General features: G+C 65.5%; 10 protein-coding genes. 8 read left to right on the forward strand and 2 right to left on the reverse strand.

Annotated features, from left to right (window positions below):
* Nucleotides 1–3 precede the first annotated feature (3 nt).
* The 4 genes from NSE01_RS21840 to NSE01_RS02440 are packed head-to-tail and all read left to right on the forward strand — an operon-like array spanning nt 4 to nt 3,634.
* Nucleotides 4–699, forward strand: a complete 696-nt coding sequence (locus NSE01_RS21840) for an MBL fold metallo-hydrolase (protein ID WP_147158043.1) — start codon at nt 4–6, stop codon at nt 697–699.
* Nucleotides 638–1,039 (forward strand): MBL fold metallo-hydrolase, encoded by a 402-nt coding sequence (locus tag NSE01_RS21845; protein ID WP_281289460.1) that lies wholly within the window; start codon nt 638–640, stop codon nt 1,037–1,039. Before NSE01_RS21840 ends, NSE01_RS21845 begins: the two co-directional genes overlap by 62 nt.
* Before the next feature lie 11 nt (nt 1,040–1,050).
* Nucleotides 1,051–2,514 (forward strand): bifunctional 3-(3-hydroxy-phenyl)propionate/3-hydroxycinnamic acid hydroxylase MhpA, encoded by a 1,464-nt coding sequence (gene mhpA / locus NSE01_RS02435; RefSeq protein WP_170233740.1) that lies wholly within the window; start codon nt 1,051–1,053, stop codon nt 2,512–2,514.
* Nucleotides 2,515–2,557: 43 nt separating this feature from the next.
* A complete protein-coding gene (locus tag NSE01_RS02440; protein ID WP_147158046.1) occupies nt 2,558–3,634 on the forward strand; it encodes a PLP-dependent cysteine synthase family protein in 1,077 nt (358 codons plus the stop codon).
* Nucleotides 3,635–3,636: 2 nt separating this feature from the next.
* Here NSE01_RS02440 and NSE01_RS02445 read toward each other — a convergent pair whose 3' ends face one another.
* Together NSE01_RS02445 and mdlC are read right to left on the reverse strand one after the other, a co-directional pair.
* Complete coding sequence (locus NSE01_RS02445) at nt 3,637–4,173, reverse strand: VOC family protein (protein ID WP_147158047.1); 537 nt, start codon at nt 4,171–4,173, stop codon at nt 3,637–3,639.
* 14 nt (nt 4,174–4,187) lie between these two features.
* Nucleotides 4,188–5,744 carry a benzoylformate decarboxylase gene (mdlC, locus tag NSE01_RS02450; protein WP_147158048.1) on the reverse strand — a complete coding sequence of 519 codons (1,557 nt, stop codon included), beginning with the start codon at nt 5,742–5,744 and terminating at the stop codon, nt 4,188–4,190.
* Between the two features lie 166 nt (nt 5,745–5,910).
* Here mdlC and NSE01_RS02455 point away from each other — a divergent pair, with 166 nt between their 5' ends.
* The 4 genes from NSE01_RS02455 (at nt 5,911) to NSE01_RS02470 (ending at nt 10,966) form a co-directional block, all read left to right on the forward strand.
* Nucleotides 5,911–6,855, forward strand: a complete 945-nt coding sequence (locus NSE01_RS02455; RefSeq protein ID WP_147158049.1) for an alpha/beta hydrolase — start codon at nt 5,911–5,913, stop codon at nt 6,853–6,855.
* 124 nt (nt 6,856–6,979) lie between these two features.
* Nucleotides 6,980–7,870: a beta-keto acid cleavage family enzyme gene (locus NSE01_RS02460; RefSeq protein WP_147158050.1), complete on the forward strand. Its 891-nt coding sequence runs from the start codon at nt 6,980–6,982 to the stop codon at nt 7,868–7,870.
* A 159-nt stretch (nt 7,871–8,029) separates the two neighbouring features.
* Entirely contained in the window at nt 8,030–9,529 is a 1,500-nt protein-coding gene (locus tag NSE01_RS02465) for a carnitine 3-dehydrogenase (protein WP_147158051.1), read from the forward strand.
* A gap of 30 nt (nt 9,530–9,559) precedes the next feature.
* The gene (locus NSE01_RS02470) at nt 9,560–10,966 is read left to right on the forward strand and encodes a purine-cytosine permease family protein (protein WP_147158052.1); all 1,407 of its coding nucleotides are present in this window, start codon (nt 9,560–9,562) and stop codon (nt 10,964–10,966) included.
* The last annotated feature ends 2 nt before the right edge of the window (nt 10,967–10,968 follow it).

Raw genomic sequence — 10,968 nt, forward strand, 5'->3', positions numbered from 1 at the left:
GGCATGCGCTGGGGCAGGCTTGCGGCGGCGCTCGCCATCGCGCTGGGCGCGGTGGCGGCGGGCCTCTGGGTGGAACGCGACGCGCTGGCCGACCGGGCCATCCGCGCCCGGCTGCAAGCCAGACCCGACACGAGCTTCATCGACGACAAGGAGCACATCCGCGTCCTCCTGTGCGGAACGGGCTCGCCTGAAGTCAGCGGCGCGCGGGCGCAGGCCTGCACGCTGGTATCGGCCGGCGGGCGGATGTTCCTGTTCGATGCGGGTGATGGCGCCGTCCGCTCGCTGCTGGGATCGAAAGTGCCGGTGGGGCAACTGGAGCGGGTCTTCGTCACCCACTTCCATTCGGACCACATCAATGATCTTGGCCCGCTGGTAAACCAGACGTGGATCTGGGGCCGCAAGGTGCCACTGGTGATCGAAGGTCCGGTGGGCATGAAGCGCGTCCTCGCCGGCCTTGCCGAAGCCTATGCGCTCGACGAGCAGTACCGCAGCGCCAACATGCCGCACCTCGCCGCGACGCGGGTCGCTGCGTTTGCCGATGGCCGCGAGATTGCAACGCCAGGCCCCGGCGCTTCGGTTCGTGTTTACGACGAAAGGCGGCGTCACCATCGACGCTGCGCTGGTCGCTCACGATCCGGTGCGCCCGGCGCTGGGGTACGTCCTGCGCTACAAGGGCAAGAAGGTGTTCATCAGTGGTGATACCGAAGTCAGCCCGGTCAATTTCGCCGCGATGCAGGGCGCGGATCTCGTCATCCACGAATCCTACGCGGCGCACATGGTCCGCCGAGCAATCCCGCAGATGCGCGCGCTCGGCATGAATTTCGAGGCCGAGGTGGCGACCCGCACGATCCCCTATCATGCCGATAACTGGAAGCTGGCGGAACAGGCGCAGCAGGCGGGCGTGAAGCATCTCGTGCTCACCCACCTCATTCCATGGCCGGACAGCTTCATCGTCCGGCACATGTACACCGAAGGCATGGCGGAGCGCTTTCACGGCGAACTGACTGTGGGCGAAGACGGCATGGTGATCGTGCTGTGAAGGAGAGCGGCGTGAACGGGTTCGATTGCGATGTCCTGATCGCGGGCGGCGGGCCGACCGGCGTCACGCTGGCGGTGCTGCTGGCGAAACGCGGGGTGAAGGTGATCGTCGCGGAGAAGGAGGGGGAGATCTATCCCCTGCCCCGAGCGGCGCACATCGATCATGAGGGCATGCGCATTCTGCAGGAGGCCGGGGCGGCGGATACCGTGATGGCCACCTGCCGCCGCGCCTCACGTTATGAGTTCCGGAACGCCAAGGGTGAAGTGCTGCTGTGCTTCGAAGGGTCTGACCGGATTGGCCCGGGCGGCTGGCCCGGTGCCAACATGATCCACCAGCCTTCGGTAGAGCTGGCCCTGCGGGCAAGCCTTGTCGCCTGCCCCGAAGCCGCGTTGCACAGCAATTGGGAGCTCGGCGCCTTTGCCGAGGATGCCGACGGCGTCACCGCCGAGATCGCGACGCCCGAGGGCAAGCGTACGATCCGCACGCGCTGGCTGATCGGAGCGGACGGCGCCCGTTCGCCGGTGCGCAAGGCGGTGGACATCGCATTCGATGATCTCAATTTCGAAGAACCGTGGCTGGTGGTCGACGTGCTGGTCGATGATCCCTCGCGCCTGCCTACCGCCAATCTCCAGATCTGCGATCCGAAGCGGCCGACGACCTGCGTGCTGATGGGCGAAGGGCGGCACCGCTGGGAGTTCATGATCCTCCCCGGCGAAACGCCAGAGCAGGTCAGCGACGACGCGTTCATCGAAAAACTGATGAAGCCCTGGAATGTCGAAGGCGCTGTTCGGCTCGAACGCAAGGCAGTCTACACCTTCCGCGCACGCATCGCCCGCGAGTGGCGCAAGGGCCGCGTCTGTCTGGCGGGCGATGCCGCGCATCAGACGCCGCCATTTGCCGGGCAGGGCATGTGCTCGGGCCTGCGCGATGCGGCAAACCTTGCGTGGAAACTGGCGGCTGTCATCCACGAGGGTGCGCCGGAAAACCTGCTGGACACCTATCAGCCCGAGCGCGAACCAAACCTGCGCGCCACGATCGCGATGGCCATCATGATGGGCCGCATGGTTTGCACAACCAGCCGCTGGGGCGCCTTCGTGCGCGACACCAAGATGCGCATCGGCCGCGCACTGGGCAAGCTGCCGACCACGCCGCCCGACTATCCGCCGATTTCTGCCGGGGCGATCCATACCGGCAGCGCGGGCGCCGGCAGCTACTTCCCGCAGGCCATTGCAGAGGGCGGAGCGAAGCTGGACGACGCGCTGGGCGACGTTGCCTTGCTCATCACCCGCGATGCGCTGGCTGGGCAGGCGCTTTTGCCCTTTGCCCGCAAGCTCGGCGGCTGGCTGGAGAAGAATGGCGCGGAGGCCGTCCTCGTGCGGCCCGATCACTACGTGTTCGGCACGGGCCATCCGGAAGCGCTGCGCAGTGCATGGCAGGCCGCAACCGGCCTTGAGCCGCCCTCTCCCCTCGCCTAAGCGGAGGACGGCCCGCATCGGGTCACGAGGGAGATTGGCTGGGATGCCGGCAATGCAGGAGCAGGACTGGGTCCACTGGGCCATTGGGCGGATCGAGGCGGACTATGCCCGCTCGGCCGATACGCACCTGCTGCCGGTGCCGCTCCCGGCGCTGCCGGGCATCGCGATCTACCTCAAGGACGAGAGCAGCCATCCGACGGGCAGCCTCAAGCACCGCCTAGCGCGCTCGCTGTTCCTGCACGCGCTGTGCAGCGGCTGGATCGGGCCGGATACGACGGTGGTTGAGGCATCTTCGGGCTCCACGGCTGTCTCCGAAGCCTATTTCGCGCGTATGCTTGGCCTGCCCTTTGTGGCCGTGATCCCCGAACGCACGGCGCGCGAGAAGATTGCCGCGATCGAAGCTCTGGGCGGCACGTGCCACGGCGTTGCGGATCCGGGTACCGTCCACGCCGTAGCGGCACGCATCGCTGCCCAGTGCGGCGGGCACCACATCGACCAGTTCACCTTTGCCGAACGCGCGACCGACTGGCGCGGTAACAACAACATCGCCGAAAGCATTTTTACGCAGATGCGCCGCGAGCCGCATCCGGTGCCGACCTGGATCGTCTGCGGTGCGGGAACGGGCGGCACTTCGGCAACCATCGGCAGGTTCCTGCGCTACTATCGCCATCCCACCCAACTGTGCCTGGCTGATCCTGCCTCATCGGCCTTCCACCGCCACTGGTACGACCGCACGCAAAGCGCTGGCACTGGCGAGCCATGCCATATCGAAGGGATCGGCCGCCCGCGCGTGGAGGCCTCGTTCGTCCCCAGCGTGATCGACCGCGCCGAAGTGGTAGCCGACCGCGCTTCCATCGGCGCGGCGCGGGCGCTGTCTCGCCATCTCGGGCGCCGCGTTGGCGGCTCGACCGGGACCAACCTCGTCGCCTGCGCCCGCATCGCTGCCGAGATGGCCGGGCGCAGTGAGGACGGCGCTATCGTATCGATCCTGTGCGATTCCGGGGAGCGCTATGCCTCCACGCTCTACAGCGACGATTGGCTGGCGGCGCAGGGCCTCGATGTCAGCGCGGACGAAGCGCGGATGGCGCGCTTTCTGGCGGAAGGCTGCTGGCAGGACTGACCCTACCAGGGAATGATCAGTTGCTTGCCGTCCCAGTTTTCGGACTCATGGCGCGCGCGGGCATACATGCCGCGGATGATCTCGCTTTCAGGGTAAAGCTCGATCATGTGGCCCATGGTTGCCCGCGCATCGATATAGCAGATCTGCGCGCCGAAGCTGACGATGAACTCGCTCGCCACCGGCATTCCCGCCGCAACATAGCGGTCGCGGGTACCTTCATAGTCCTCGCAAAACATCGCCATGTGGTGGATGCCCTGCTCCCCGTTCGGGTACATGTCGTGGAAAGCGCTCGGCCCGGTCGAGACCAGCTCGACCAGTTCGATGTTGAGGTCACCGCTTTGCACGAACACGCCGCGGATGCGGATCGGCTCGGCGGGCTGGCCGCGATAGACGTGGTTATCCAGCACCCCGTTTCCGCCGCCGATGAACGGCCCCATGCCGAATAGCTTGTTATAGCGCGCGCAGGCCGCCTCGAGGTTGTCCACCACATGGCAGACCTGAATGAACGCGCCGCTTGGTACGATGCTTGAATCTGGCATGGGCACTCCCTCCCCTAGTCGACAACGGCCTCCACGAGGCTCGGGACATTGGCTGCGAACGACCACTTGAGCGCTTCGTCGAGTTCGGCCGCCGTCTCCGCGCGCCGTGCCACCACGCCCTGTGCCTGCGCCAGCGCGCAGAAATCGAGATCGGGCAGCTGCGTTCCCGGCAGCTTCTGGATGCCGAAGCGCCGACCGAAGCTGTGGAGCGCCTCGTAACGGCCGTTGCGGATGATGACGAAGCTGACCGGCGTCCCGAGTTGCGCCGCGGCGTGGAGGCCCTGGATCGCATACATGCTGGCGCCGTCGCCCAGCAGCGCGATGACCTTGTCGCTGGGGCGCGCCAGTGCCGTGCCGATGGCGGCGGGAAGACCGTATCCCAGCCCGCCGCTCGCCGTCGTGTAGAAGGTATCGCGTTCGACGATTGGCAGCCGGTCGTGCATTGCGCCCCGGCTGGAGGCGGCTTCTTCGACGATGATCGAGCCCTTGGGGCGATGCGCGGCGATCTGCTGGAGCAAGTAGGCATCGGTCATTACACTGCCATCCAGACGCGGCAGAGGTGTCAGCGGCGGCGGAGGATCGCGCCGCAACCGCGCCGGATCGGCCAGCAGCTTCTCCAGCGCGAGACGGCAGTTCGCGACAACGGCGTTACCTTCAGGCAGCCAGGCGGCATGGACCGGATTGTCGCCGATGAACCATAAGTCCGCGCCCTCCGGCACATGCGGGCCGAACCCTTCGACGTGGTAGAGCGACATCGGCCCGCCGAGCACGAGGATCAGGTCGTGCCCGGCAAGGCTCTCCACAATCGCCTCGCGCCCTGCCGTCAGGAACCCGCGAAACAGCGGATGGTTCTCCGGAAAACTGCACTGCGAGGAGAGCGGCGCAACCCACACGCCGGCCTGATGCCGTTCGGCAAGCGCGATCACCTGACCCCACGCGCCGTCCCGGCCCACCCCGGCACCAACCACGATGACGGGCCGCTCCGCCTTCGCCAGCGCTGCTGCCACTTCCGCCAGCGCCGCCGGATCGCCGGGATTGCGGGCGAACATGCGCCTTGCGGGCACAGGATCGCATTCCTGATCCCAATCGTCGATCGGCACCGAAACGAAGGTCGGCCCCCACGGCGGCTCCATTGCCACGTGATAGGCCCGTGCAATGGCGGCGGGAACATCCTGCGCCCGTGCCGGCTCGCACGCCCATTTCACGAAAGGCTGCGGAAACTCTGTCGCCTGCTGCGCGAACAGGAACGGCTCATAAGGCAGGATCGAGCGCGCCTGCTGGCCAGCCGTTACCACCAGCGGGGTCTGGTTCTTGTAGGCCGTGAAGAGGTTGCCGAGCGCATGGCCGGTCCCGGCCGAACTGTGCAGATTGACCAGCGCGGCATTGCGGCTTGCCTGCGCAAAACCGTCCGCCATGGCCAGCACCACAGACTCCTGAAGCCCCAGAACATAGCGGAAATGCTCCGGAAAATCGCGGAACATCGGCAGTTCGGTCGAGCCCGGGTTGCCGAACACCGTCGTCATTCCATAGGCTTCGAGCAGGGCGAAGGTCGCCTCGCGAACGGTCGTCATGGTCTCTCCCGTGGCAGTTGCGTGCGGTTCTGCTCCCCCGCAGCATCAAACACAACCGCCGCTAGCCACTGTGCTCGCGGTGCGAAACGCGCGCACAACAAAGCCCCTTGCCGAGCGACATCCAGACCGCAATGAATGGCAGCAAGAGCAAAAGAGGATGCCCCTGATGAATACGCGCCATCTCGTCGATCCCGATTTCCTGCCGCTGATCGACCTGCTCCCCAACAATGCCTTCACGCGTGAGAGCTTGCCCGCGATCCGCACGGAATCGGAAAACCGCTTCGCCTTTGTCGGCGCGCCGCCGATCGCACCCGAAATCAAGGTGATCGAGGGCGAAGGCGGGCCGCTCGAAGTCTATTGGTACGATCCTGCACCGGGCACGTCAGGCCGCGCCGCGCTGCTCCACATTCACGGCGGCGGGATGGTCATCGGTTCTGCGCGCTCGATGCAGCAGGCGCCTTCGGGCATGGCGGCGGCACTGGGCATTCCGGTCGCCTCGGTCGAATACCGGCTCGCACCCGATCATCCCTTCCCCGCACCGCAGAACGATTGCTACGCCGCTCTCAAGTGGCTCGCCGCCAATGCCGACGCGCTGGGGGTTGATGCCGCACGCATCGGCATCACCGGAGAGAGTGCGGGCGGCGGGCTGGCCGCAGCGACGGCGCTGATGGCGCGCGATCTCGGTGGCCCCGCGCTTGCCGCGCAGTTCCTTACCTATCCGATGCTCGATCACCGCACTGGTAGCCACGATTGCCCCTATGGCAACCCGATCACCGGCGAGTTCGTGTGGACGCGCCTCCACAACCAGTTCGGCTGGGAATGCCTCAAGGGCGATTATGCCGCCGATGATGATCGCAAGGGCTGGTTTTCTCCCGCACTTGCCGAAGATGTCTCGGGCCTGCCGCCGACATGGATCGGCACCGGCAGCCTTGACCTGTTCCTCGACGAGGACATGGATTACGCCTTGCGCCTCGTGAAGGCGGGTGTGCCGGTGGAACTCCACTCCTATCCGGGGGCGATCCACGCTTTCAACGCGATTGCCGAAGCGACCACGGCCAAGGCCTTCACTCGCGATCTGCTGGGAGCGATGGCCCGCATACTCAAGGTATGAGCAGCCCTAGGGCAGGCCATTAGGAATTCTGAAGTCCACGCCGTTTTTCACGATCGGCCCAATTCGCCATTCCAATCCGGCGCGGCACAATTAAGCTCGTCCCCAAAGGCCGAGAGGGAGCCCCATGAATTTCGAGACGTTCATCACCTGCGCCGTCACCGGCTCGGGCAACACCGCCGACAAGCATCCGGGCCTGCCCGTCACCCCTGTGCAGATCGCCGATGCAGCGATCGAGGCTGCCAAGGCCGGCGCGGCCATCGCGCACATCCACGTCCGCGATCCGGAAACGGGCAAGGGCAGCCGCGACGTGGCGCTTTACCGCGAAGTGGTCGAACGCATCCGCGCGAGTGACACCGACGTTGTCATCAATCTCACCGCCGGCATGGGCGGCGATATCGTGTTCGGCCCGGGCGAGAACCCCTTCCCGCTCGACCCCGCCGGCACCGACATGGTTGGCCCGATGGAGCGCCTGCTCCATGTGCAGGAACTGCTGCCCGAGATTTGCACGCTCGATTGCGGCACGATGAACTTCGCCGAAGCCGATTACGTGATGACCAACACGCCCGGCATGCTCCGCACGATGGCCGCCGAAGTGCAGCGCCTTGGCGTGCGACCGGAACTCGAAGTGTTCGATACCGGCCACCTCGTGTTCGTGAAGGAGATGATCCGCGACGGGCTGCTCGATGATCCCGTCATGATCCAGCTGTGCATGGGCATCCCCTATGGTGCACCGGACGATCCGCTGACGACGATGGCGATGGTTCACCAGCTGCCGCCGGGCGCTGTTTTCAGCGGCTTCTCGATTGGCCGAAACCAGCTGCCGTTCGTCGCGATGGCAGCGCTCGCGGGCGGCAACGTGCGCGTCGGGCTGGAGGACAACCTCTATATCGGACGCGGCCAACTCGCCACCAACGGCCAACTTACCGAGCGAGCGGTGCAGATCCTAACCGGCATGGGCGCACGCATCCTCACCCCCGCCGAAGTACGCACCAAGCTCAAACTGCAGAAGCGCTGAAACGCATGGCTCCGGCATCCCTCCCCACTCCGCTCACCCTGAGCTTGTCGAAGGGTCCTGGCGCGGCGGTTGGATGAGATGCTTCGACAAGCTCAGCATGAGCGGACTTTGGGGAATTTGACTGGGATTTCTCGCGAAGCCTCAGTGGAGATTTGAAAAATGACATCCGAGGCTGGTTCAAACATCCGGAAAGTCGGCATCGTTGGCGGCGGCGTGATCGGCGCCGGTTGGGCCGCCCGCTTCGTGCTCAACGGGATCGACGTTTCGATCTACGATCCCGACCCCGAAATCGAGCGCAAGACTGCCGCCGTCATCGCCAATGCCCGCCGCGCGCTGAGCCGCCTGTTCGGCAATGCGCTGCCAGCAGAAGGCAGCATCACCTTCGCGGCCAATCTTCAGGACGCAGTGCGAGACGCTGATTTCATTCAGGAAAGCCTGCCCGAACGCGAAGATCTCAAGATTCGTCTGCTTGCCGAAATGGACGCTGCGATGCCCGCCCATGCGGTGATCGGTTCATCGACCTCGGGCCTCCTTCCCACCAAGCTCCAATCCGGCATGGCGCGGCCTGATCGGCTAGTGGTCGGCCACCCGTTCAATCCGGTCTACCTTCTGCCGCTCGTCGAAATCTGCGGCGGCGACCAAACCAGCCAGGAAACGAAGGACATCGCCGCTGCCGTCTACACGCAGATCGGCATGAAGGTGCTCCACGTCCGCAAGGAAATCGACGGTTTCATCGCAGACCGCCTGCTCGAAGCCGTGTGGCGCGAGGCGCTGTGGCTGATCAACGACGGCATCGCTACGGCCTCCGAAATCGACGACGCGGTCCGTTTCGGCGCGGGCATGCGCTGGTCGTTCATGGGCACGTTCCTCGTCTACCGGCTCGCGGGCGGCGAGGAAGGCATGCGCCATTTCCTCCACCAGTTCGGCCCCTCCATGGAATGGCCGTGGACCAAGCTCATCGGCCCCAAGCTGACCGACGAACTGATCGAGACCATCGCCCGCCAGTCCGACGAGCAGGCCGGCGGCATCGACCTGCGCACCTACGAAAAGCTGCGTGACGATTGCCTCGTCGACCTCACCCACGCGCTCGAACGCAACGACTTCGCCTCGGGCCAGATCGCCCGCGCTCACCGGGCGCGGCTCACAGACGCGGGCAAGAGCGCAGCACCCGCCATCGGCTCGATCCGTGATGACGGGCGCATGCTCACCATCGCCACCCCGGTCCAGCCCGAGTGGATCGACTACAACGAGCACCTAACCGAATACTGCTATCTGAAGCTCTTCGGCGATGCGACCGACGTTGTCCTCGGCGCCATCGGCGCGGGCGCGGACTACGTCGCGGCGGGCCATTCGTGGTATACGGTCGAAACCCATATCCGCCACCTTGGCCAGGCCCGACTGGGCGACAGCGTGGAAGTGCGCACGCGCGTTGTCGCTGCCGATGCGAAGCGGCTGCACGTGTTCCACGAGATGGTCCGCGGCCCCGAAGCCGTGGTGATCGCCACCGCCGAGCATATGCTGGTTCACGTCAACGCCGCTGCGGAAAAGTCGGTCCCCGCGCCCGACGCCATGCAGCAGGCCGCTCAGGCACTCGTCACGGCGCAAGCATCGCTTGCGCCGCCCGAAGGCATGGGCCGGCAGATCAGGATGCCGGGCTGAGGCCAAGCTTAGGGGGGGATCGCATACCGCATGGCCTTGGTTGAGACGCGCTCGATCGATTACGTCCCCCTCGCCGAACGGCGCGGCAAGGTGCATCATCTCTGGCCGGTGTGGTTCATGGGTGACGCCCATCTTGCCACGCTTGCGACAGGCGCGATCAGCGTGGTCGGCGGGCTGGACCTGTTCTGGTCGAGCCTTGCAGTGATCGGCGGCTGCGCGTTCGGCACCGTGCTGATGGCGCTCCATTGCACACAGGGGCCGCACCTCGGCCTGCCGCAGATGATCCAGTCGCGCCCGCAGTTCGGCTACATCGGCGCGCTGCTCGTGTGGATCGTGGCGCTGTTCACCTACATCGGCTTCAACGCGCTCAACCAGTCGCTCGCCGCCAGCACTCTGCACGAACTTGTCGGCCTGCCAGAGGCGCCAGCGATCATCGGTTTCGGCCTCGTCGCCGCGCTGGTTGCGGGGATCGGGTACGACATCATCCACGCCACCCAGCGTGTGCTCGCCTATATCATGCTGGCAGCGCTGGCGGTCTATACGGTGGGCTTCTTCACCGCGTTCGATCTTGGCGCGCTGCTGAAACCTGGCGAGTTCAAGCTCACGCTATTCCTCGTCCAGTTCTTCGCCGCTGCCGGATATCAACTCAGCTGGTCGATCTACGTCTCGGACTACTCGCGCTATCTCCCGCGCGAGGTCGGCATCCGTTCGGCCTTCCTGTGGACCTTCTGCGGCGCATTCATCGGCGGCACATGGATGATGCTGGTCGGCGCCTTTGCGGGCGCAACGTTCACCGATCCCGATATCGTCGTCGCCCTCCGCCGCAGCGCGGATGCCATGTTCGGCGGCTTCGGTTGGCTCATGCTGGTGAGCAGCTTCTTCGGGCTGATCACGATCACCTCGCTCAACCTCTACGGTTCCTCGCTCACCCTGCTCAGCGTGATTGACAGCGTGCGCCCGATCCAGCTTGGCGCATCCTCTCGCCTCGTATCGCTCATCGTCTGCCTGATCGCCTCGCTGTCGCTCTCGCTCGGCATGGGCGGCAACGTGCTTCACCAGTTCGAAGCCTTCCTCGGCGTGCTCGTCTACCTGTTCACGCCGTGGACCGCGATCAACCTCGCGGACTTCTTCTTCGTGCGCAAAGGCCACTATTCGATCCGCGCGATGTTCATAGCGGACGGCATCTACGGCCGCTGGAACTGGCGCGGGCTCACCGCCTACGCCGTGGGCTTCACCGCGATGATCCCCTTCTTCAAGACCGAGCTCTACGTCGGCCCGGTCGCGCAGAGCCTTGGCGGCGCTGACATCTCGATGCTTATCGGTTTGCCGGTTTCGGCGGCGGTCTACTTGCTGCTCTGCCGCAATCTCGACCTTGCGCGGGAACTGGCGCAGATCCCCGCTCTCGACCGCAATCTCGAAACGGAGCCTGTGCGGTGATC

It is taken from the genome of Novosphingobium sediminis, from assembly GCF_007991615.1.
Taxonomy (GTDB): domain Bacteria; phylum Pseudomonadota; class Alphaproteobacteria; order Sphingomonadales; family Sphingomonadaceae; genus Novosphingobium; species Novosphingobium sediminis.

What these genes read in the sequence shown, in the direction of transcription:
- NSE01_RS21840 (WP_147158043.1), top strand. Translation starts at nt 4, where the DNA reads ATGCGCTGGGGCAGGCTTGCGGCGGCGCTCGCCATCGCGCTGGGCGCG.
- NSE01_RS02440 (WP_147158046.1), top strand. Translation starts at nt 2,558, where the DNA reads ATGCCGGCAATGCAGGAGCAGGACTGGGTCCACTGGGCCATTGGGCGG.
- NSE01_RS02445 (WP_147158047.1), bottom strand. Translation starts at nt 4,173, where the DNA reads ATGCCAGATTCAAGCATCGTACCAAGCGGCGCGTTCATTCAGGTCTGC.
- mdlC (WP_147158048.1), bottom strand. Translation starts at nt 5,744, where the DNA reads ATGACGACCGTTCGCGAGGCGACCTTCGCCCTGCTCGAAGCCTATGGA.
- NSE01_RS02455 (WP_147158049.1), top strand. Translation starts at nt 5,911, where the DNA reads ATGAATACGCGCCATCTCGTCGATCCCGATTTCCTGCCGCTGATCGAC.
- NSE01_RS02460 (WP_147158050.1), top strand. Translation starts at nt 6,980, where the DNA reads ATGAATTTCGAGACGTTCATCACCTGCGCCGTCACCGGCTCGGGCAAC.
- NSE01_RS02465 (WP_147158051.1), top strand. Translation starts at nt 8,030, where the DNA reads ATGACATCCGAGGCTGGTTCAAACATCCGGAAAGTCGGCATCGTTGGC.
- NSE01_RS02470 (WP_147158052.1), top strand. Translation starts at nt 9,560, where the DNA reads ATGGCCTTGGTTGAGACGCGCTCGATCGATTACGTCCCCCTCGCCGAA.